This window comes from Bacillus sp. FSL W8-1202, assembly GCF_038006165.1.
Classification (GTDB): domain Bacteria; phylum Bacillota; class Bacilli; order Bacillales; family Bacillaceae; genus Bacillus; species Bacillus subtilis.
The window spans coordinates 2,643,828-2,664,653 of record NZ_JBBOUR010000001.1 but is presented as its reverse complement, the minus strand read 5'-3'; the positions used below and the strand labels follow the sequence as shown (position 1 = coordinate 2,664,653).

Here is a 20,826-nt window from a genome sequence, read left to right as displayed (position 1 = left end):
TATCACACATCCTCTTTAAAAGCGTCACGTTTTTCTGTAAACTTAATATAAGACGTAAAAGGGGATGGAATTTATGAAAAAAATGAATTGGCTTTTACTATTATTTGCATTTGCAGCGGTTTTCAGCATTATGCTGATCGGCGTCTTTATCGCTGAAAAAAGCCCTGCAGGCATTATCGCCAGCATTGTACTTGTTTGCGCTGTCATGGGCGGCGGATTTACATTAAAAAAGAAAATGCGCGAACAAGGCTTGCTTGATTAAAAGCATTGCCCCGCCGGCGACATTGTAATCAAAAAACACCGCAAAGAAAGCGGTGTTTTTCATTTCTTAAGCCTTATCTCCCCTGTTTCTTAGTCAGGAAGATGCAAAACAGCCTTCATACATAGACAATCGTTCTAACGGTCACACGTGCAGCCTTCAAAAAGTAGTTCGGCAACGATACACATAAAATACCATAGCGCCTATTCCTCAACCGGAAACTACTCCCTATAATGGAATTTGTAGCACAATTCATAAAAGGGAGAGAAGAAACATGAAGAAAACATTTGTAAAAAAAGCTATGTTAACGACTGCCGCAATGACCTCAGCTGCTCTATTAACGTTCGGTCCTGATGCAGCCAGCGCAAAAACACCGGTTGATAACACTGCTGTTCAACTCCAGCATCAGGCGAGCACTAACGAAGATCTCAATACATTCATTGATATATTAAATCAATGTATATACGAACAAGACGGTGTATATTATTTTGACAGCGACAAAGCTGTCGAGTTAGGAATGACAAAAGAAGAGGCTCAGGTAATTGCTACACTCTGGGAATCGACATCAGAATTTTTCAGCATTGTTTCACAATGTGTGTATCTCGAGGATGGAAATTACAAATTTGATACAGAAAAAGCAGTTGAACTTGGCTTCACAGAAAAAGAAGCACTTGCACTTGAACAATTTTTCTCCGCTGTTTCTCTCAAGATTCACATTCTTCAAGCAGCCATTGTGCTACAAGATGATGTGTACAGCTATGATAAAGACGCAGCGCTACAAGCAGGTGCAACGCCACTGCAAGCTGACGTTTATGAAAAACTCTTCAGTGCCCTGTCACAAGAACAGCTTGCCGCTATTTACGATATGATTCATCCCCAGGCTTAATGTGAAAAAGCGCTTGCCGGAATCGGACAAGCGCTTTTTTTTATATCAGCAGTTTGATGATCAGCATCACGGCAACCGCCGCTCCAAACCAGCAGGCGGCTTTCATAATCAGTAATCCATAGTACCTCTGTTTAAAACGCAGTTCTTCTTCCGGCAGAAAAGCCTCCTCAACGGCCTGTTCGCTTTCCAATTCAAATGGCTCAGCCATCGTGTCATACATGTCTCTGCAGCTGCTGCACATTTTTAAATGCTCTTCTATAACGTGTTCCGTTTCTCTTTTACAATCACCTTCAAGATACAGAGGAAGCAGGTCTCTTACTAGAAAGCAGATCATATCCGCTCCTCCTCTCTACTTTTCGTCATGTTTTTCTTTAGCTCTAATCTAGCCCGGTGCAATGTGGTTTTCACCTTAGAAAGACTCCAACCTAATATCTCAGCGATTTCTTCATAAGAAAGCTCTTGGAATTCTCTTAAAATCAAAACGGATTGATGCTGATTATTTAACTTCAGGAGCTCCTGCCGCATTGTTTCGCTTTTCACCGTCCGTGACAGATACTGTTCAGGCTGCTCATAAGTTGTTTGCGTTAACCCTTCATTTTTGCTGATATCAGTAAATTGGTATTTGACATCCCTGCGGTACCAATTGATAAAGGTATGATGCGCAATGGTGTAGAGCCATGTTCTGATGGAAGAATGCCCCCTAAACGAAGCCAGACCGTTAAGAGCTTTCACAAACGTGTCCTGCGCTAAGTCCTTGGCTGTTTCAAGATGATGAGTCCTTCTGAATAAATAATTTAAAATTCCTTGATAATACTGTCGATACAAGTCCTCAATGGAATCCCTATGCTTCATTAAAAGTAAAACCACACCGTCATCCAAATGGCCAATAAAATGAAACAGATATACATGGAAGACAGGTATACTTTCATATATCTGATTTGGCTTTCTTCTTCAGCACCGGGACTTCTCTTTAAACAAGTATTACTCTTTAAGTCTTCCGCATTCTTTTGGAATTGGGATTCATGCTGTTTCATCCATTCCATTGATTCATCCTCTAGCTCTCCTTCTTTATACAGGTCGTATAGGTCTACAAAAACAGACTCTTTTTCTTTATGATTCATAAAGACTTTTCACCTCTTGTGTTTCTCCATCCACTACATAGGCATCATGGCGATTTGAACCAAACGGCTGAATAATGATCAGCCATGCATAATGCCGTTCATCCCCTCTTTGAACGATAATCGGGCGCATACGCTTTTTGTAAATGACATCCTGATATAGAGAAGCTACTTTTTCGTAAGCCAATGTTCCATTACGATACGTATAGGGGAATGACTGATCAGGTGTATCGCTGTATACATAAACGTTTAGCTGACCTTGATCTTCAAAAAACTCATATATTTTAGAAGAATCAGTATACATCACCATGTCACCCTGACTGCTTTTTTTCTTCTTTTCTGATTCACGAGCATCGAAGATCGATAATATCTGATGCTGCAGCCGGCTGTTAGCCATTGAGATATTCTTTTTCATCGGAAGCGAAAGACTATGTAAACAACCGGATTCGCCCTCAAATTCCAAAACAATTCCACCTTTTGTTTCAACTCTCACCATGCTTCCGAGCAGGCTATTGCTTTCAATATCAGTGATCTGATAAGGCTGTTTTGAGATGTTCAGTGCTGTAAACATTTGTTCCACTTTGTCGTGAATGTTTTGTTCTGTTATATGAACATGCAGAAGAGAGTCAAGCCGATAAATCGAAGGATCTTCACTAAAACCCATTAAGGTTTCCTTTTCCCAATAAAATACCGCGCCATCATCAGCATGATCTTTTTTATGAAGTTGATTTTTCAGGTAAATACGTACGACTGTCTGGCCGTCTTCTTGAGATACCTTTGTTTCGATATGATCCTTATGTAACACACGTCCGTGTCGCTCAAGGAAAGCGATGGACTTTCGCTTGTACTCCTGATTCGTTAGCTTTTTCCCATGCGCTTTTTGTAAGTATTCATAATTACGAATCAGCTGCGATACTTCATCTACCTCAGCTTTATAACCTTTGCTTTCAAATGAGTAGAAATAATGCACATCCATGTTTGTATCGTGCAAATAAAGTGTTTCATCCGTAGGAAAAAATGACTTTAGTATCTGTTCCGCTTTTTCTGATGAAATGTGCTCCCCGACAAAATTGAATGAATCATGGACATTTGCTGGCTTTGATAAAGCGAAAGCAGCCGTTCCTATGTTATATATTAGATTTAACAGCAGGACAAAAAACACCATGACAGCCATCGTCACCCACTTATTCACACGCACATAAACCTTTCCTGACTTTTGGAACAGATGACAGCTCATCAAAAATCCCGCCATTGCCAAATAAATCGTATATGGCATTACTGCACCATAATCTTTTGAGATTTGATTGGGATATGGCGCAAGCAGCAAGACAAGCAGTCCGATAATCAGCGTATAAAATAGGCCTAGTAAAATCTTATTTGTTCTCCAATACAGCTTGAAAAACACTACATTCAACGCAATGGGAAGAGTGATGATGAAAAACAGAAACACGAATGCAATTGGCTCGACTCCATCCGGATTTTCCTTCCAATACGTAAAGAAACTGAATATCATTTGTACGATTGGCAAACTGACAACGGCAAGGTCGAACGTATAAAACTTACCCTTTCCGCCATGATCACGCGGCATCAGCATATAGTGAAAAGCCGTCAGCAGCACATATCCGTATAACAAAAAATGCAGCAGCGGCAGCAGTTCTTTTCCGTCCTCTCTTAAGTAAGCGCTGGTGAAGTTTGTTGATTGCACCTGGTGAATAAGTTCAACAGACACTCCCGCCAGCAGCACAATCCGCAACATAACACCCGCCAAGAACATTGTGCGCTGCCGGTTTATTTTGGGATGATGCACCAAAAGATATAAGCCCGCCAGAACAACAATTGACCATTGAATCAGCAGGGTGCTTTGTCTGCTTAATATAAAATAACGTTCGAAATGCAATACATAATGACTGAATAACTCCAACACGAACAACAATCCTTTACTTCTTATTAAGGCCTCATTCGGTTAGACAGCGGACTTTTCAAAAAGTTTCAAGATGAAACAAAAATATCTCATCTTCCCCTTGATATGAAAAAAACATAACTCTTGAATGAACCACCACATGACACTTGACTCATCTTGATATTATTCAACAAAAACAAACACAGGACAATACTATCAATTTTGTCTAGTTATGTTAGTTTTTGTTGAGTATTCCAGAATGCTAGTTTAATATAACAATATAAAGTTTTCAGTATTTTCAAAAAGGGGGATTTATTGTGGGTTTAGGTAAGAAATTGTCTGTTGCTGTCGCTGCTTCGTTTATGAGTTTATCAATCAGCCTGCCAGGTGTTCAGGCTGCTGAAGGTCATCAGCTTAAAGAGAATCAAACAAATTTCCTCTCCAAAAATGCGATTGCGCAATCAGAACTCTCTGCACCAAATGACAAGGCTGTCAAGCAGTTTTTGAAAAAGAACAGCAACATTTTTAAAGGTGACCCTTCCAAAAGGCTGAAGCTTGTTGAAAGCACGACTGATGCCCTTGGATACAAGCACTTTCGATATGCGCCTGTCGTTAACGGAGTGCCAATTAAAGATTCGCAAGTAATCGTTCACGTCGATAAATCCGATAATGTCTATGCGGTCAATGGTGAATTACACAATCAATCTGCTGCAAAAACAGATAACAGCCAAAAAGTCTCTTCTGAAAAAGCGCTGGCACTCGCTTTCAAAGCTATCGGCAAATCACCAGACGCTGTTTCTAACGGAGCGGCCAAAAACAGCAATAAAGCCGAATTGAAAGCGATAGAAACAAAGGACGGCAGCTATCGTCTTGCTTACGACGTGACGATTCGCTATGTCGAGCCTGAACCTGCAAACTGGGAAGTCTTAGTTGACGCCGAAACAGGCAGCATTTTAAAACAGCAAAATAAAGTAGAACATGCCGCCGCCACTGGAAGCGGAACAACTCTAAAGGGCGCAACTGTTCCTTTGAACATCTCTTATGAAGGCGGAAAATATGTTCTAAGAGATCTTTCAAAACCAACAGGCACCCAAATCATCACATATGATTTGCAAAACAGACAAAGCCGCCTTCCGGGCACGCTTGTCTCAAGCACAACGAAAACATTTACATCTTCATCACAGCGGGCAGCCGTTGACGCACACTATAACCTCGGTAAAGTGTATGATTATTTTTATTCAAACTTTAAACGAAACAGCTATGATAACAAAGGCAGTAAAATCGTTTCTTCCGTTCACTACGGCACTCAATACAATAACGCTGCATGGACAGGAGACCAGATGATTTACGGTGATGGCGACGGTTCATTCTTCTCTCCGCTTTCCGGCTCATTAGATGTGACAGCGCATGAAATGACACATGGCGTCACCCAAGAAACAGCCAACTTGATTTATGAAAATCAGCCAGGTGCATTAAACGAGTCTTTCTCTGACGTATTCGGGTATTTTAACGATACAGAAGACTGGGACATCGGTGAAGACATTACGGTCAGCCAGCCTGCTCTTCGCAGCCTGTCCAACCCTACAAAATACAACCAGCCTGACAATTACGCCAATTACAGAAACCTTCCAAACACAGATGAAGGCGATTATGGCGGTGTACACACAAACAGCGGAATTCCAAACAAAGCCGCTTACAACACCATCACAAAACTTGGTGTATCTAAATCACAGCAAATCTATTACCGTGCGTTAACAACGTACCTCACGCCTTCTTCCACGTTCAAAGATGCCAAGGCAGCTCTCATTCAGTCTGCCCGTGACCTCTACGGCTCAACTGATGCCGCTAAAGTTGAAGCAGCCTGGAATGCTGTTGGATTGTAATATTAGAAAAAGCCTGAGATTTCTCAGGCTTTTTTTTCGTTATATATCTTGATTACTCTCTTCAGCAGCAATGACGAAAAGATGCTGCCATGAGACAGAAACGGCTTCTGATTTGCAAAAAGAGGGATGCAGCCGCAAGTGCGCATTTTATAAAAGCTAATGATTCAGTCCACATAATTGATAGACGAATTCTGCTACAGGTCACGTGGCTATGTGAAGGATCGCGCGTCCAGTTAAGAGCAAAAACATTGACAAAAAAATTTATTTGTGCTAAAATTTACTATTAATATATTTGTATGTATAATAAGATTCTCCTGGCCAGGGGAATCTTATTTTTTGTGGAGGATCATTTCATGAGGAAAAATGAGTCCAGCTTAACGTCTCTAATTTCAGCTTTTGCCCGTGCATATCACAGCCGATATGACACACCTCTTATTTTTGATGATTTTATCGCAAAAGATCTCATTAACGAAAAAGAGTTTATCGACATCAGTAAAAATATGATTCAAGGAATATCGTTTTTCAACAAAGAGATCGCCGAACGTCTTCAAAATGATCCTGAAAAAATATTAAAATGGGTTGCACAAATCCAGCTGTCTCCCACGCCCCTAGCACGTGCTTCTTATTGTGAAAAAGTCTTGCACAACGAAATAATCCTGGGGACAAAACAGTATGTCATTCTTGGAGCGGGGCTGGATACTTTCTGCTTTCGGCATCCAGAATTAGAAAACAGCTTACAGGTTTTCGAGGTTGACCATCCGGCTACACAGCAATTCAAAAAAAATAAGCTGAAGGATGCAAATCTGACAATTCCGGGTCATCTTCATTTTGTTCCTATGGATTTCACCAAAACGTTTTCGTATGATCCTCTCTTAGATGAAGGATTTAAGAACACAAAAACATTCTTCAGCCTTCTCGGAGTGTCTTATTATGTAACACGGGAAGAAAATGCAAGCTTGATCAGCAATTTATTTTCTTATGTCCCGCCTGGAAGCTCTATTGTTTTTGATTATGCGGACGAAACACTTTTTACAGCAAAAGGGACGTCAAATCGAGTTGAAGCTATGGTGAAGATGGCTGCCGCAAGCGGGGAACCGATGAAATCATGTTTCACTTATCAAGAGATTGAACATCTGTTAGAGTCATCTGGTTTACTGATCTATGAACATCTATCACCAGACGACATTAATGACCTTTTCTTTAGTAATCGAAAAGACAATTTGTCAGCGTTTGAAACGATTCATTATATTCATGCGGTAAAAAAATAATTTTCAAATTATCAGAAGCCTCTCAATGTTTGAGAGGCTTTTATTGAATCCGCATGCAGCAAATAAGCTGCCGTTATCATACGGCAGCTTCTGCTAAAGGCTTCACCAAGATCATAAATGATTTGCCTTTCTCATCTTTTTCCGTTTTCAGCTGTTCAAAGCCGCATTGGCTTAAAAACAGTATCCATTCACTGCGCTCAATGGGAACTCCCGCAAACATCGCTTTATGTTTCGCTCTAAGCAATTTGCTGATCTGTTCAATGATCATCTTCGCATGTCCCTTTTTTTCTTCAACCGGGTCAATCAGGACCGTTCCGAGCCACGGCTTACTGTTTGAAGGAGACCACTCGAGATGGTAGCTGACGGCAACAGGCATACCGTCTTTTTCCCATACAAGCCATGAACCGTTGTACATGGAGTAGGAAATGATATAGTCTTCTGCATCTTTATCTCCAAACTCCTCCTCTTTCCATACAGGATGAGCCTCCGCGAGCTTTTCTAACAAGCTGAGATCATCCTGCTCAAATGGCCTACTTCCGAGCATGAAGATACTCTTCAAATATCGTTTTATGTATAGATGGGTTTCCGGCTAGCACACTGTGGTTTTCTAAAAAGGTAAACGGCTCTCCTTCAATGGTCGTATAGGTACCTCCTACTTCATTTAACAGCACACAGCCGGCTGCGTAGTCCCATGGCGCAAGCCGCATCGTGATGTAAGCATCTATTCTTCCTGCCGCGACATTTGCCAGCTCTAAAGCGGCAGAACCGTAGGAGCGTGTGCCTCTGACTCTTTTCACAAGTGGCGCTAACACACTTTGATCAATTCTTCTGTTTTCCGTTACCCATGTTGCATTAATGGCAAGAATCGCTTCTTCAATGACGGTTTCTTTTAATGGAGCCAGCTTCGTTTCATTCATATAAGCTCCTCTGCCGCTAAATGCGTGATACAGCTCATCGTGCACCACATCATAAATTAAACCGATTTTCCCTTCACCGTTTTCAAAAATCCCAATGGAAATCGCAAAATTTCTTTGCTGGTGCACAAAATTCATCGTCCCATCAATCGGATCAATAATCCATACGACTCCCTCAAGTGAGTGGATTTTGTCTCCTTGCCCCTCTTCACCGAGTATCCGATGTCCCGGAAATGTTTCTTGAATTCGATCAATGAAAAACTTTTCGGTTTCTTTGTCAATATTGGTGACTAAATCATTCGGATTTGATTTCGTTTCAATTGTTAGGCTTTCATGCATGGATTGTTTAATTCTCGCGCCTGCTTCTCTTATCCATTTCTTTGCAATCTCATCAATTTCCGTCCAATTTGTCATTCGTTCGTACCTCTCTTCTATGTAGACCTTTTATTTTATAGGATACTGATAACGGCAATGAAAAAGCAAGGAAAATGAAAAATATCCCTTCTCACGTAAAAACGAACCATTCATGCGGTTCGTTTTCACTATCGCTTTTTTACCCGTTAAGACGAATCCATTCTTTTCTAAGTCGCTCAAGTTTGTTTTTGCTTTGTTCAATCTGCTCTTCATTTTCTTTCTGCATTGCTTCATATAGGGTTGCCAATTCATAATCAACCTCTAGTCTCCAGACAGCAACACGATTGTTTTTCTCTTCCTTAAATCCCTCTTTTACAACTTGCCTCATTGTCTTTCGCCCCTTCCAGAGATCATTTGTTTGTAAAAAAGCATCCCATTTTGCCATTCAACAATGATTACTTCTTATATCGTATGATTGTTCTATTTACGCGCAACATGATTCTGAAAATTGTGTGTTTACCTACTCATTTATTACCACATTTCCCCTTACTTCAAACGCGCTCAATCTTTTTGAAACTCGTATGAACTGTGATAAAATATGTATACTTAGCATGAAGGAGGAAAATCATGACACAAATGCGTTTCACTGAAGAAGACTTTAACACATTTACAATAGAAGGCTTAGACGCGCGCATGGAAGTATTAAAAGAGACGGTCCGTCCGAAGCTTACAGCTCTAGGCGAACATTTTGCCCCAACTTTATCAGCTTTAACCGGAGATGAAATGTTTCCGCATGTGGCAAAGCACGCAAGAAGATCCGTCAATCCCCCGGCTGACAGCTGGGTGGCGTTCGCAAACAGCAAAAGAGGCTATAAAAAACTGCCGCATTTCCAAATTGGTTTATGGGAAAGCCACGTCTTTGTATGGTTCGCGATTATTTATGAATCCCCTATCAAAGAAGAATACGGCAAATTGCTTGAAGTGAACCAAGAAACCATTACGAAAAATATCCCTGACAGCTTCGTTTGGTCTGCAGATCACACAAAACCGGGAGTACATAAACAGTCTGAAATGGACAAGGAGCAGCTGAAGACACTGTTTGAGCGTTTGCAGACTGTAAAGAAAGCCGAGCTGTTATGCGGCATCCAGCTCCAAAAAGAAGAAGTGCTGAATATGAATAACCAGGAATTCCTTCAGCGTATCGACGATGCCTTTAAGCAGCTTGCTTTTCTGTACCGTCTCACCCAAAAAGTATCACAAGCATAAAAAAGAGCCGGGACATCCCCGGCTCTTTTTCCTACATCTTAATCTTCGCGTGATCAGATTCTCTCGCCTGTTTGACCGTGCGATAAGGAGAATATGTACTTTGTTCCTCAAACTCGCCGCATAGCTTTTTTTCCTCGGCCTTCCCCGGTACAATTTCCTTGAAACGGCGGTAAGCTTTAAGCAGTTCTTCACGATCCGCCCCTTTTTCATATGCAAGCTCAACCTGCTGGAAAAATGCAATCACATCCACTGCTTCTTCGGTTGTCCAATCTTCATTCATCGGATATTGATACTCCATTTTCTTCACTCCTTGTAGATTTACTTCCCTTAAGAGAAAGCATCTTCATTTGATCATAAATTGTTCTTTACATTCTTTCAAGTTCATAATATAATTCATTTGTTTTACGTCTAAAAAACGGTTGAGAAACTGATTTTAATACACACTATTATGCATAGGTATGATTACAAAGGTGGGAAAACAATTGTCGCAACATGAAACACCCTTATATACAGGACTGAAAAAGCATGCAAGCAGACAGCCTGTTCAATTCCACATTCCCGGCCACAAAAAAGGGGCAGGAATGGACCCAGAATTCAGACAATTTATCGGTGAAAACGCGTTAAGCATAGATTTGATTAACATTGAACCATTAGACGATCTGCACGCGCCAAAAGGCATTATTAAACAAGCACAAGATCTGGCTGCTGAAGCATTTGGCGCGGATCACACATTTTTTTCTGTTCAAGGAACAAGCGGCGCCATTATGACAATGGTAATGGCTGTTTGCGGACCTGGCGATAAAATTATTATTCCAAGAAATGTTCATAAATCAATTATGACAGCTATTGTATTTTCCGGAGCGGTTCCAATTTTTATTCATCCTGAAATTGACAATGAATTGGGCATCTCCCACGGCATTACACTTGAATCTGCTAAACGGGCGCTTACTGAACATCCGGATGCAAAAGGGCTTCTCGTCATCAACCCGACATATTTCGGTGTTGCAGCCGACTTAAAAAGCATCGTAGAACTCGCTCATTCGTTTGATGTGCCAGTGCTTGTGGATGAAGCACACGGCGTTCACATTCATTTTCACGACGAATTGCCGCTATCGGCTATGCAGGCAGGAGCGGACATAGCAGCGACAAGTGTACACAAGCTGGGCGGATCACTCACGCAAAGTTCGATTTTAAACATGAGAGAGGGCCTTGTATCAAAAGACAGAGTGCAATCCATCCTGAGCATGCTGACAACTACGTCAACTTCTTACTTGCTTCTCGCTTCTTTGGATGTTGCCAGAAAACGCCTTGCAACAGAAGGCCGCCAGCTTGCTGAGGAAACACTCAAGCTTGCCAATCAGACGAGAGATCGCCTCAACCAGATTGAAGGCATTTATTGTGTCGGTTCTGAGATTCTTGGGTCGAAAGCAGCTTACAGCTATGATCCGACAAAATTGATTATCTCTGTGAAAAGTCTTGGCCTGACAGGACATGACGTGGAAAAATGGCTTCGTGAATCCTTTAATATTGAGGTTGAGCTTTCTGATCTGTACAATATTTTGTGTATTTTCACTCCTGGCGACAGCCAAAACGATGCAGACCGGCTTGTAGAGGCTTTAACTGAGATCGCACAGCAAATGTCAGAACAAGATGTAACACATCAGCAAACTGAGGTTCTGCTTCCTGCAATACCTTTATTGGCAATGACTCCGCGTGATGCTTTCTATGCAAATACGGAAGTCATTCCATTAAAAGAATCATCCGGACGGATTATCGCTGAATTTGTCATGGTATATCCGCCTGGTATTCCAATCTTCATTCCAGGAGAAATTATTACAGAAGAAAACATCAGCTACATTTTTAAAAACCTTGACGCAGGCCTCCCTGTTCAAGGACCTGAGGACTCGACTTTACATATGATCCGGGTCATCAAAGAACAAAAAGCAATTCAATAAAAAATAAAAAGCATGCGGCTTTAAGCCGCATGCTTTTTTTACTCTTCATCAACAGGACATTGACATTGTCCGCAGCATGTTCCGTATAATGTTGTCACTTTCTCATCTTCAAAGTAATGAATGGCTTCGTTGCAATCTTGGCAAACAATCGTACCCATCTCTTATTCCCCATTTCTTTGAAATTTGAAAACGCTTAATTTCTTTTGTTGTTATTATATTAATATGTCACATTTAAAATGTCAACAACAAACTGTATAACACATTTGATTTTATCTCATCATATACACCTTGTTTTTCCATTTTCCCTCATACAATATCTTCTTCATACGAAGCTTTACTCGATATATATGCCACAGCACATAATGTAATTTCACGTTTTCTTGAACTTTCATCCAAGAATGCAGCAAAAAATTCAATATACCCCAGGTTGCTATTTTAAACGATTGATATAATATGTAATCTCACTTTAAAAACGGTTTCAATTATATAACAATTAGGTAACAAGAAGCAGATTAAGCCGCCTCTCGTGATAAACTAAAGCTAGTTAACTACTGTTTATACAGAGGAGAAGATAGATGCGATATCGCGCGGTATTCCCCATGCTGATAATAGTATTTGCTTTATCGGGCTGTACGCTTTCCACCATCAATCCGATGAAAAAAAGCCGGATTGACAACATTCATCATACACAAATCCTGTTTTTTTCTGATGAGAACCAAATAGACCAGGAAGCGCCTTATTACGATGCACTGCTTGATTTAGAAAAAGATTATCCCGAGCAAATAGATAAAATGAAGGTCTATGATAAAAAAGAAGGCTGGGAAGATGAGATTGAAACTGTCCCTACTCTTATGGTTGTTGATCAGCGCCATGTCGTGGTTAAAATCGAGGGATGTGTGAAAAAGAAAGAAGACATCATTAAACCATTACAGCATGTGCTGTCAAAATAAAAAAACAGCCCCGCTTTGAGCGAGGGCTGTTTTTGATATGAAAATTATTTTACGATGTGAATCGGACTTCCGATTGCCACTTCAGCAGCTTCCATTGTGATTTCGCCCAATGTTGGGTGAGCGTGAATTGTCATCGCGATATCTTCAGCAGTCATGCCGCCTTCAATCGCTAAGCTTAATTCAGAAATCATATCAGAAGCACTTGCTCCGGCGATTTGTGCACCGATCACAAGACCGTCCTCTTTACGAGTGATCAGCTTCATGAAGCCGTCTGTTTCGTTAAGAGAAAGCGCGCGGCCGTTTGCTGCAAATGGGAATTTAGCAGCAACAATGTCAAGACCTTCTTCTTTCGCCTGTGCTTCAGTGTAACCAACTGATGCAAGTTCAGGCTCAGAGAAAACAACCGCAGGAATACCAAGGTAATCGATTTCTGCAGGCTCTCCAGCGATAGCTTCTGCAGCGATTTTACCTTCGTAAGATGCTTTATGAGCAAGCGGCGGTCCTTCGATGATATCACCGATTGCATAAATGTTAGGTACGTTTGTGCGGCACTGTTTGTCAGTTTTCACGATACCGCGGTCCGTCATTTCGATACCGACTTGCTCAAGACCAAGCTCATCAGTGTTTGGACGGCGTCCTACTGTAATCAATACGTAATCAGCATCAACAGTTTTTTCTTCGCCTTTTACTTCGAAAGTAACTGTTACGCCGTCTGGTCTTTCTTCAACGCCTTTAGCCATCGCGTTTGTATGGATTTCAACGTTGCCTTTTTTCTTCAGTCTGCGTGTAACAAGAGAACTCATTTGTTTTTCGAAGCCAGGAAGAATTTCATCTCCGCCTTCAAGAATAACAAGTTCAGTACCGAAGTTAGCATACGCAGTTCCAAGTTCAGTTCCGATGTATCCGCCGCCGATAACAACGAGCTTTTTAGGAATTTCTTTAAGAGCCAAAGCGCCAGTTGAATTCAGGACACGCTCACTATATTTGAAGTTTGGCAATTCGATAGGACGAGATCCAGTAGCGATGATTGCGTTTTTGAACGTGTATGTTTGAGCAGAGTTCTCATCCATAACACGAACTGAATTGCTGTCTACAAAGTAAGCTTCACCTTTTACAACATCTACTTTGTTGCCTTTAAGAAGACCTGCTACACCGCCAGTAAGCTTGTTGACAACAGAAGCTTTCCATTCTTGAACTTTTGTGAAATCAACTGTTACATTCTCAGCAGTGATTCCCATGTCATCAGAATGTTTTGCATTCTCATAACGGTGACCTGCATTGATCAGCGCTTTTGAAGGGATACATCCAACGTTCAGACAAACGCCTCCAAGAGTTGCTTTTTCAACGACTGTTACTTTTTGTCCAAGCTGTGCAGCGCGGATGGCAGCTACATAGCCGCCAGGTCCCGCACCAATTACAAGAGTATCTGTTTCAATAGGGAAATCTCCTACTACCATAACATTACGCCTCCATTAAAATTAATTGTGGATCGTTCAGTAAACGCTTGATGTGATTTAATGCATTTTGCGCAGTTGCTCCGTCGATCATACGGTGGTCGAAGCTGAGAGAAAGAGCTAAGACTGGAGCTGCTACGATTTCGCCATCACGAACAATCGCTTTTTCTGCAATGCGTCCGATACCAAGAATCGCAACTTCTGGATGGTTGATAACCGGAGTGAACCATTGTCCGCCGGCAGAACCGATGTTTGTAATTGTGCAAGATGCGCCTTTCATTTCAGCTGGAGCAAGCTTGCCTTCACGAGCTTTTGTTGCAAGGCCATTGATTTCATCAGAAATTTCAAAGACAGATTTACGATCTGCATTTTTCACAACCGGTACAAGCAAGCCTTTTTCAGTGTCAGCAGCGATACCGATGTTGAAGTAATGTTTTTGGATGACTTCATCTGTTTTATCGTCAATTGACGTGTTTAAAACAGGGAATTTTTTCAGTGCAGATGTAAGAGCTTTTACAACGTAAGGCAAGTAAGTCAGCTTGATTCCTTGATCAGCAGCAACCTGTTTGAACTGTTTACGATGTGCAACAAGGTTTGTTACGTCCACTTCGTCCATTAACGTTACGTGAGGAGCAGTGTGTTTAGAGTTAACCATCGCTTTTGCAATTGCTTTACGGATACCGCTCATTTTTTCGCGTGTTTCTGGGAATTCGCCCTCTGGAGCTGGTGCAGCAGCCGGTTTAGCAGCTGTTTCTTGTGGTGCAGCTGTTTCTTGCGGTGCAGCTTCTTGCGCTCCTCCGTTTACAAAGCTGTCGATATCTTCTTTTACAACACGTCCGTTGTTGCCTGAACCAGTAACCTTACGGATGTCTACGCCTTTTTCACGAGCATATTTACGTACGGAAGGCATAGCGATCACGCGTTTGTTCGGGTCAACTTCAGCTTGATCCTGCTGTCCTGCGCCAGTAGCTTTTGCAGGCTCTTGAGCTTGCTCTTCTTTCGCAACGTCTTGTCCAGCTTCTGCAGTTGACTGAACTTGTGCTTCAGTTTTCGCATCGTCAGACTCGTCGCTGCCTTTAAATTGAAGATCTTCGTAACCAGGTGCATCAAACGTAATAATCGTTTGTCCAACAGTTGCAACCGTTCCCTCTTCAACTTTTAATTCTAATACTTTTCCTTTAACAGGTGAAGGAATTTCTACTACTGCTTTATCATTTTGGACTTCAGCCAGTACATCATCTTCGTCTACCTCGTCGTTAGGCTTGACAAACCATTTTACGATTTCGCCTTCGTGGATACCTTCCCCGATATCTGGAAGTTTAAATTCAAATGCCACAGTTCTCGACCTCCTAGTTTGATTAAGCAATTTTAAAGTTTACATCGTAAGCATTGAAAACAGATATATAATAGAGGGAAAAGTTCATCTTCCCTCTCGATTATGCAGTTTGATTAAAATTCAAGCACTTTTCTTGCTGTTTCAAGAACGTCTTTATGGTTTGGAAGCCATACGCTCTCCGCTTGAGAGAAAGGAAATACTGTATCTGGCGCTGCAACGCGAAGTACAGGTGCTTCCAAGCTCAGGATCGCACGGTCATTAATTTCTGCAACTACGTTTGCAGCAATACCGGCTTGTTTTTGTGCCTCTTGAACGACAATCGCGCGTCCTGTTTTTTCTACAGAAGCGATAATTGTATCGATATCAAGTGGGCTTACTGTACGAAGGTCGACAACTTCAGCAGAAATGCCGTCTTTTTCAAGCTCCTCAGCAGCTTTTAATGATTCATGAACCATTGCGCCGTAAGTGATGATTGAAAGATCAGTACCTTCACGTTTCACGTCAGCTTTTCCAAGCTCAATTGTGTATTCTTCTTCAGGAACTTCCTGACGGAAAGAACGGTAAAGCTTCATATGCTCTAAGAAGACAACAGGATCATTGTCTCTGATCGCAGAAATTAAAAGTCCTTTGGCATCGTAAGGAGTTGATGGAATAACAACTTTGATACCAGGCTGTTGTGCAACAAGACCTTCCAAGCTGTCAGCGTGAAGTTCAGGAGTATGAACACCGCCGCCGAATGGAGAACGAATTGTTACAGGTGAAGTCCAGCGTCCGCCAGAACGGTAGCGCATACGAGCCATTTGGCCAGAAACTGAATCCATTACTTCATAAACAAATCCGAAGAATTGGATTTCCATTACCGGACGGAAGCCGTTTAAGCCTAAACCAAGGGCAAGACCGCCGATACCAGATTCAGCAAGTGGCGTGTCAAACACACGGTCTTCACCGAATTCTTTTTGCAATCCTTCTGTCGCACGGAATACGCCGCCGTTTACACCAACGTCTTCTCCGAAAACTAAGACATTTTCGTCATTTTTCAGTTCTGTGCGTAACGCATCCGTGATTGCTTGAATCATTGTCATTTGCGCCATGGCTTACTTCGACTCCTTCTGTGTATAAATTTCAAATTGCTCCTCAAGGTTGTGAGGCATTTTTTCGTACATGATTTTCATTAAATCAGTTACTTTTTGCTTCGGTTCAGCATCAGCTTTTTTGATCGCTTGCTTAATTTCTTCTTTCGCATCCTCAATCACTTTTGCTTCTTCTTCTTCAGACCATAAGCCTTTGTTTTCAAGGAACGCACGGAAACGTACAAGCGGATCTTTTTGTTCCCACTCATTTTCGATTTCTTTTGTACGATATTTAGTAGGATCGTCACCAGCCATTGTGTGCGGGCCATAACGGAATGTAAGTGTTTCAATTAGTGTTGGACCTTCGCCGTTGATTGCGCGCTCGCGTGCTTCAGCAGTTGCTGCGTATACAGCAAGCGGATCCATTCCGTCTACTTGTACGCCGACAATACCGGCAGCTACAGCTTTTTGTGCAATTGTTTCAGCTGCAGATTGTTTTTCAACAGGAGTTGAAATCGCGTAACGGTTGTTTTGCACCACGAAGATTGCAGGTGCTTTATAAGCTCCAGCAAAGTTAATTCCTTCGTAGAAGTCCCCTTGAGAAGCTCCGCCGTCACCAGTGTAAGTGATTGCGACAGCTTTCTTACCGCGTTTTTTAAGACCTAGCGCAACACCGGCAGTTTGAATGTATTGAGCACCGATAATGATTTGTGGAGAAAGGGCATTCACATCATCAGGCATTTGGTTTCCTCTGAAATGTCCGCGAGAGAAAAGAAACGCTTGATATAATGGAAGGCCGTGCCAAATTAACTGAGGCACATCACGGTATCCAGGAAGAACAAAGTCTTCTTTTTCAAGCGCGAAATGCGTTGCAATCTGAGAAGCTTCTTGACCCGCAGTAGGAGCGTAAAATCCGAGACGTCCTTGACGGTTTAATGAGATAGAGCGTTGGTCAAGCACACGCGTAAATACCATGCGGCGCATTAGCTCTTTTAATTGATCATCAGTTAAATCAGGCATCGCCGCTTCATTCACGACTTCTCCCTTTTCATTTAAAATTTGGAACGTTTCGAACTGCTTTTTAATGGCATCAAATTGCTTCTTACTGTCAACGATAGCTTTTTTCGTTTTTGCAGCCATACTAAGTCACCTCTTCCTTTCTTTTAAACAGTCATTAGACGTGCATTCCTTTTATACATACAAACTTAGGGTACCCTAAAGTATCAGCAGTAAGTCGTATTATATTTTAGCCGATCCCCAGTTTGCCAAAACCTTTTATGTAGGATAGTTACACTCTGCTTTGAACTGTATTATTTCGAAGTTGTAAAAAACTAATACAACACCGCTTAACATGGATTAGTTTACACCAAATAAAGAAGAACCGTCAATCGTTTTCATCGCTGATTTTCAATAAATGTATTCGCTTTACATTTTCAGCAAAAAAACAGATGCCAACCGCACCCAAAACTGTACTAGTATACCTTACTATGCTGTACTACAATAGAAATGAAAATTTTGAACGAAATCTGTATCGCATTATATTCAAAAAAAGAGCTGATCGAGTCAGCTCTTTTTCACACGATAGTTTGCAGCATCATATAAATCTTCCCGGGCTTTATTATATTTTTCGGTTTGTTCATTAAATTCTCCGCTATATTTAAGGATCTTTTCATAAGAAGCATTGACTTTATCGATCTGCTGATCCAGATCATCTCTTGTCAAGTCTTTGTCTTTCAGCTGCATATACAGTTTTTTATTAAGCTCAAGCGCTTTTTTATACTCTTTATACATGGTGCCATATGATGTATATCTTTTCTCCATATGGTTTGCTGCGGCATCGGCCTTTTCTTTTATGTCTTTTTCCTTAATATGTTCCGCTGACGTTTTTGCTTCCTCAAATTCTGTTTCCGATTTTTTCATGCTGTCATTTTCAAGCTTTAGGTGTTCTTCGCGCTTGCTGACATTTTCAAGCGCCTTATTAGATAAAGCAACAATTTTTTTATAATCATCCATATTGAGCTTCATAACACTATCGTAAAGCTGATTTTCTTTGGCCTCTAATTCTTTGAGTGTGTTTTGTTCTTCTTGAAACGGCTTTTCCGATTCCGCGGCTTTTTCTAATGAATGATGAAGTGAATCAACCGGGTCCTGTCCCATGCATCCTGTTAATATCAGTGCCATGGCACAAAAAGCTCCGATCTTGATTCCAGGCCGCCGTTTTATAGCGTCTTTCACGTTAAATCCCCCAATCTTGACAATTTCTACTATAGAATCCATGGGGACATTTGGCAATAGCCGTGCTGTATAAATGCAATACTGAAATTAAATCAAAAAAGTGAAAAATCAGGACAGATGACCATACAACTTTTTTGTTTTTACATAGGTTATATTAGACGCTATGCCTACTTATAAAGGCTCTGGCGTAATTAAAAGAGGAGGTTATGTAATATGTATGGATATGGTTACGGCGGAGGCTGCTGCAGTTATGGTGGTTACGGATATGGTGGCTGCGGATATGGCTACGGCCGCACCTTTGCGCTAATCGTTGTTTTATTCATTCTGTTAATCATTGTCGGAGCTGCTTATTTAGGCGGAGGCTGTTGCTAACCACACAGCATGAAATTGACCAGCCATATACGGCTGGTCATTCGTTTCGTTGCACCTTTGTGAAGAAATCCGATATAATTTACATATTAAGCTTTAGGAGTGAAGTTTCTTGATTACTATGGAAAACATCGTACGTGACGGCCATCCAGCCCTCAGAGAGACTGCCGAACCTGTTGAGCTGCCTCCAACTGATGCAGAAAAACAGCAGCTGGCCGACATGATCGAATTTGTTAAAAACAGCCAAAATCCGGAATTAGCCGAAAAATACAAGCTGCGCCCTGGCGTAGGACTCGCAGCTCCTCAAATTAATATCAAAAAACGAATGATCGCCGTTCATGCGGAAGATGCTTCCGGTAAACTATACAGCTATGCTCTGTTTAATCCTAAGATCGTCAGCCATTCAGTTGAAAAAAGCTACTTAACAAGCGGCGAGGGCTGCCTCTCTGTAGATGAAGCGATTCCCGGTTATGTTCCCCGCTATGCTCGCATCAGAGTAAAAGGAACAACACTAGAAGGCGAAAATATTGATATTCGTTTAAAAGGATTTCCGGCTATTGTGTTTCAGCATGAGATCGATCATTTGAACGGCGTTATGTTCTATGATCATATTGACAAGGAAAATCCTTTCAAAGAACCTGAAAATGCAATCGCAATTGAGCGCTAAAAGAAAAAACGGCTGGCACAATGCCAGCCATTTCTTTATTTTAAAAGGCCCAATTCTTTGACAGCGTATGCAATTCCATCCTCGTCCACCGGCTTTGTTACAAAGTCCGCGATTTCTTTCAGTTCGGGAACAGCATTTCCCATAGCAACGCCTGTCCCTACATATTCAATCATTTGCAGATCATTTAATCCGTCGCCGAAAGCATATGTATCGCCGATATCAAACGGAAGACGCTCAATCACTTTTTTGATTCCTTCTGCCTTCGAACCTCCGTGCGGCAGAACATCAGTCGATAGCTCATGCCAGCGAACTAGATCAAACTCAGGAAAAGCGGCATAAGCTTTTTCTTCTTCATCCTGACAAAATAAAAGAAGCTGAAAAATTTCTTTTCCTTCATAAAAAAGGTCATCGGTCTCTGGATAATCGGTTTTAAGGCTGCCAATTCCCTCAAGAACATGAGGGTGATCCGCAACAGTCGCTTTCATCGTGTCCTCAGCCATAAACACAACAGGATGCTTGCCTTCATCCGCCTGCTTTAATAATCGCCTGATTGCATCTTCAGGCAGCGGATTTTTATAAATCACTTGATTTTCAAAGACAACAAACTGTCCATTGTAGGAAATAAATGAGTGGATGCCCAGCTCCTCCAAAATTGGCTTAACCAAAAATGGAGACCGGCCGCTGGCAATAAACACATGATGCCCTTGGCGCTGCAGCTCCGCCACGGTTTTTCTCGTACTTTCCGGTATATTCTTATCATGATCATATATTGTGCCGTCAATATCAAAAAAGATTAATTTAGAATCCATCGCAACTTCCCCTTTATCGTCTTGGTCTGCAATTCCCACCCTCATCATACAAAAAGATTGTCATTCAGCAAACAATTTCGTTCAAAAATCATATTAAATTCCATTAATAACCACGAAAAGTCTTCCTCAATCT

General features: G+C 41.5%; 24 protein-coding genes. 9 read left to right on the top strand and 15 right to left on the bottom strand.

All coding sequences use genetic code 11. The annotated features are described in order from the left end of the window. Positions 1–73 precede the first annotated feature (73 nt). The gene (locus tag NSQ09_RS13920; protein ID WP_003245500.1) at positions 74–262 is read left to right on the top strand and encodes a YlaF family protein; all 189 of its coding nucleotides are present in this window, start codon (positions 74–76) and stop codon (positions 260–262) included. Positions 263–533: 271 nt separating this feature from the next. After that, a complete protein-coding gene (locus NSQ09_RS13915; RefSeq protein ID WP_015252161.1) occupies positions 534–1,145 on the top strand; it encodes a hypothetical protein in 612 nt (203 codons plus the stop codon). 40 nt (positions 1,146–1,185) lie between these two features. Here NSQ09_RS13915 and sigQ read toward each other — a convergent pair whose 3' ends face one another. From sigQ to NSQ09_RS13895, 4 genes are read right to left on the bottom strand one after another with little or no spacing between them, the layout of a single operon-like run. Continuing rightward, positions 1,186–1,479: an anti-SigP sigma factor SigQ gene (gene sigQ, locus NSQ09_RS13910; RefSeq protein ID WP_024572388.1), complete on the bottom strand. Its 294-nt coding sequence runs from the start codon at positions 1,477–1,479 to the stop codon at positions 1,186–1,188. Further along, complete coding sequence (ylaC, locus tag NSQ09_RS13905; protein WP_341031733.1) at positions 1,476–1,997, bottom strand: RNA polymerase sigma factor YlaC; 522 nt, start codon at positions 1,995–1,997, stop codon at positions 1,476–1,478. Before ylaC ends, sigQ begins: the two co-directional genes overlap by 4 nt. After that, positions 1,997–2,266: a hypothetical protein gene (locus NSQ09_RS13900; protein ID WP_017694806.1), complete on the bottom strand. Its 270-nt coding sequence runs from the start codon at positions 2,264–2,266 to the stop codon at positions 1,997–1,999. Before NSQ09_RS13900 ends, ylaC begins: the two co-directional genes overlap by 1 nt. Further along, positions 2,256–4,196, bottom strand: a complete 1,941-nt coding sequence (locus NSQ09_RS13895) for a hypothetical protein (RefSeq protein WP_080031030.1) — start codon at positions 4,194–4,196, stop codon at positions 2,256–2,258. Before NSQ09_RS13895 ends, NSQ09_RS13900 begins: the two co-directional genes overlap by 11 nt. Positions 4,197–4,480: 284 nt before the next feature. Between NSQ09_RS13895 and nprE the strand changes: the two genes are divergently transcribed. Together nprE and NSQ09_RS13885 are read left to right on the top strand one after the other, a co-directional pair. Beyond that, entirely contained in the window at positions 4,481–6,046 is a 1,566-nt protein-coding gene (gene nprE / locus NSQ09_RS13890) for a neutral metalloprotease NprE (RefSeq protein WP_003245026.1), read from the top strand. A gap of 353 nt (positions 6,047–6,399) precedes the next feature. Further along, positions 6,400–7,314 (top strand): class I SAM-dependent methyltransferase, encoded by a 915-nt coding sequence (locus NSQ09_RS13885; RefSeq protein WP_017694804.1) that lies wholly within the window; start codon positions 6,400–6,402, stop codon positions 7,312–7,314. A 76-nt stretch (positions 7,315–7,390) separates the two neighbouring features. Here NSQ09_RS13885 and NSQ09_RS13880 read toward each other — a convergent pair whose 3' ends face one another. From NSQ09_RS13880 to NSQ09_RS13870, 3 genes are all read right to left on the bottom strand, one after another. After that, on the bottom strand, positions 7,391–7,819 hold the full coding sequence (locus tag NSQ09_RS13880) for a GNAT family N-acetyltransferase (protein ID WP_144453924.1): 429 nt from the start codon (positions 7,817–7,819) through the stop codon (positions 7,391–7,393). A 25-nt stretch (positions 7,820–7,844) separates the two neighbouring features. After that, positions 7,845–8,642 carry an inositol-1-monophosphatase gene (suhB, locus tag NSQ09_RS13875; protein WP_086343803.1) on the bottom strand — a complete coding sequence of 266 codons (798 nt, stop codon included), beginning with the start codon at positions 8,640–8,642 and terminating at the stop codon, positions 7,845–7,847. Between the two features lie 139 nt (positions 8,643–8,781). Beyond that, the gene (locus NSQ09_RS13870) at positions 8,782–8,970 is read right to left on the bottom strand and encodes a hypothetical protein (protein WP_009967148.1); all 189 of its coding nucleotides are present in this window, start codon (positions 8,968–8,970) and stop codon (positions 8,782–8,784) included. A gap of 239 nt (positions 8,971–9,209) precedes the next feature. On the opposite strand from NSQ09_RS13870, the gene NSQ09_RS13865 reads away from it, so the two are divergent. Further along, complete coding sequence (locus NSQ09_RS13865) at positions 9,210–9,848, top strand: YktB family protein (RefSeq protein ID WP_015252167.1); 639 nt, start codon at positions 9,210–9,212, stop codon at positions 9,846–9,848. 31 nt (positions 9,849–9,879) lie between these two features. On the opposite strand, the gene NSQ09_RS13860 is transcribed toward NSQ09_RS13865, so the two are convergent. Beyond that, positions 9,880–10,146: a UPF0223 family protein gene (locus NSQ09_RS13860; protein WP_003245382.1), complete on the bottom strand. Its 267-nt coding sequence runs from the start codon at positions 10,144–10,146 to the stop codon at positions 9,880–9,882. 184 nt (positions 10,147–10,330) lie between these two features. Here NSQ09_RS13860 and speA point away from each other — a divergent pair, with 184 nt between their 5' ends. After that, positions 10,331–11,803, top strand: coding sequence for an arginine decarboxylase (speA, locus tag NSQ09_RS13855; RefSeq protein ID WP_041338194.1), 1,473 nt, complete (start codon positions 10,331–10,333; stop codon positions 11,801–11,803). Between the two features lie 38 nt (positions 11,804–11,841). Here the strand turns inward: speA and NSQ09_RS13850 are convergent, their stop codons facing one another. Beyond that, on the bottom strand, positions 11,842–11,961 hold the full coding sequence (locus NSQ09_RS13850) for a GapA-binding peptide SR1P (protein WP_003232305.1): 120 nt from the start codon (positions 11,959–11,961) through the stop codon (positions 11,842–11,844). 417 nt (positions 11,962–12,378) lie between these two features. On the opposite strand from NSQ09_RS13850, the gene slp reads away from it, so the two are divergent. After that, positions 12,379–12,753: a peptidoglycan-associated lipoprotein Slp gene (gene slp, locus NSQ09_RS13845; protein ID WP_003245672.1), complete on the top strand. Its 375-nt coding sequence runs from the start codon at positions 12,379–12,381 to the stop codon at positions 12,751–12,753. A gap of 44 nt (positions 12,754–12,797) precedes the next feature. Here the strand turns inward: slp and lpdA are convergent, their stop codons facing one another. From lpdA to NSQ09_RS13820, 5 genes are all read right to left on the bottom strand, one after another. Further along, the gene (gene lpdA / locus NSQ09_RS13840; RefSeq protein WP_003232309.1) at positions 12,798–14,210 is read right to left on the bottom strand and encodes a dihydrolipoyl dehydrogenase; all 1,413 of its coding nucleotides are present in this window, start codon (positions 14,208–14,210) and stop codon (positions 12,798–12,800) included. A 4-nt stretch (positions 14,211–14,214) separates the two neighbouring features. Then, positions 14,215–15,543, bottom strand: coding sequence for a pyruvate dehydrogenase complex dihydrolipoyllysine-residue acetyltransferase (gene pdhC / locus NSQ09_RS13835; protein WP_003232311.1), 1,329 nt, complete (start codon positions 15,541–15,543; stop codon positions 14,215–14,217). A gap of 113 nt (positions 15,544–15,656) precedes the next feature. Continuing rightward, positions 15,657–16,634 carry a pyruvate dehydrogenase complex E1 component subunit beta gene (gene pdhB / locus NSQ09_RS13830; protein WP_014113660.1) on the bottom strand — a complete coding sequence of 326 codons (978 nt, stop codon included), beginning with the start codon at positions 16,632–16,634 and terminating at the stop codon, positions 15,657–15,659. A 3-nt stretch (positions 16,635–16,637) separates the two neighbouring features. Next, positions 16,638–17,753 carry a pyruvate dehydrogenase (acetyl-transferring) E1 component subunit alpha gene (pdhA, locus tag NSQ09_RS13825; RefSeq protein WP_003222294.1) on the bottom strand — a complete coding sequence of 372 codons (1,116 nt, stop codon included), beginning with the start codon at positions 17,751–17,753 and terminating at the stop codon, positions 16,638–16,640. Positions 17,754–18,176: 423 nt separating this feature from the next. Continuing rightward, positions 18,177–18,848 carry a YkyA family protein gene (locus NSQ09_RS13820; RefSeq protein ID WP_129137628.1) on the bottom strand — a complete coding sequence of 224 codons (672 nt, stop codon included), beginning with the start codon at positions 18,846–18,848 and terminating at the stop codon, positions 18,177–18,179. 213 nt (positions 18,849–19,061) lie between these two features. Here NSQ09_RS13820 and NSQ09_RS13815 point away from each other — a divergent pair, with 213 nt between their 5' ends. Next, positions 19,062–19,220, top strand: a complete 159-nt coding sequence (locus NSQ09_RS13815) for a YjcZ family sporulation protein (RefSeq protein ID WP_003232317.1) — start codon at positions 19,062–19,064, stop codon at positions 19,218–19,220. A gap of 109 nt (positions 19,221–19,329) precedes the next feature. Continuing rightward, complete coding sequence (def, locus tag NSQ09_RS13810; protein ID WP_003245474.1) at positions 19,330–19,884, top strand: peptide deformylase; 555 nt, start codon at positions 19,330–19,332, stop codon at positions 19,882–19,884. A 35-nt stretch (positions 19,885–19,919) separates the two neighbouring features. Here the strand turns inward: def and NSQ09_RS13805 are convergent, their stop codons facing one another. Then, positions 19,920–20,693 (bottom strand): Cof-type HAD-IIB family hydrolase, encoded by a 774-nt coding sequence (locus NSQ09_RS13805; RefSeq protein ID WP_015252170.1) that lies wholly within the window; start codon positions 20,691–20,693, stop codon positions 19,920–19,922. Positions 20,694–20,826 lie beyond the last annotated feature (133 nt).

Bases quoted from the DNA above. Each gene is read 5' to 3' on its own strand.
- sigQ (WP_024572388.1), bottom strand. From the start codon at position 1,479: ATGATCTGCTTTCTAGTAAGAGACCTGCTTCCTCTGTATCTTGAAGGT.
- NSQ09_RS13920 (WP_003245500.1), top strand. From the start codon at position 74: ATGAAAAAAATGAATTGGCTTTTACTATTATTTGCATTTGCAGCGGTT.
- NSQ09_RS13900 (WP_017694806.1), bottom strand. From the start codon at position 2,266: ATGAATCATAAAGAAAAAGAGTCTGTTTTTGTAGACCTATACGACCTG.
- NSQ09_RS13850 (WP_003232305.1), bottom strand. From the start codon at position 11,961: ATGGGTACGATTGTTTGCCAAGATTGCAACGAAGCCATTCATTACTTT.
- NSQ09_RS13815 (WP_003232317.1), top strand. From the start codon at position 19,062: ATGTATGGATATGGTTACGGCGGAGGCTGCTGCAGTTATGGTGGTTAC.
- pdhA (WP_003222294.1), bottom strand. From the start codon at position 17,753: ATGGCTGCAAAAACGAAAAAAGCTATCGTTGACAGTAAGAAGCAATTT.
- ylaC (WP_341031733.1), bottom strand. From the start codon at position 1,997: ATGAAGCATAGGGATTCCATTGAGGACTTGTATCGACAGTATTATCAA.
- NSQ09_RS13860 (WP_003245382.1), bottom strand. From the start codon at position 10,146: ATGGAGTATCAATATCCGATGAATGAAGATTGGACAACCGAAGAAGCA.
- suhB (WP_086343803.1), bottom strand. From the start codon at position 8,642: ATGACAAATTGGACGGAAATTGATGAGATTGCAAAGAAATGGATAAGA.
- lpdA (WP_003232309.1), bottom strand. From the start codon at position 14,210: ATGGTAGTAGGAGATTTCCCTATTGAAACAGATACTCTTGTAATTGGT.
- NSQ09_RS13885 (WP_017694804.1), top strand. From the start codon at position 6,400: ATGAGGAAAAATGAGTCCAGCTTAACGTCTCTAATTTCAGCTTTTGCC.
- NSQ09_RS13870 (WP_009967148.1), bottom strand. From the start codon at position 8,970: ATGAGGCAAGTTGTAAAAGAGGGATTTAAGGAAGAGAAAAACAATCGT.
- NSQ09_RS13865 (WP_015252167.1), top strand. From the start codon at position 9,210: ATGACACAAATGCGTTTCACTGAAGAAGACTTTAACACATTTACAATA.
- NSQ09_RS13915 (WP_015252161.1), top strand. From the start codon at position 534: ATGAAGAAAACATTTGTAAAAAAAGCTATGTTAACGACTGCCGCAATG.
- NSQ09_RS13805 (WP_015252170.1), bottom strand. From the start codon at position 20,693: ATGGATTCTAAATTAATCTTTTTTGATATTGACGGCACAATATATGAT.
- pdhB (WP_014113660.1), bottom strand. From the start codon at position 16,634: ATGGCGCAAATGACAATGATTCAAGCAATCACGGATGCGTTACGCACA.
- slp (WP_003245672.1), top strand. From the start codon at position 12,379: ATGCGATATCGCGCGGTATTCCCCATGCTGATAATAGTATTTGCTTTA.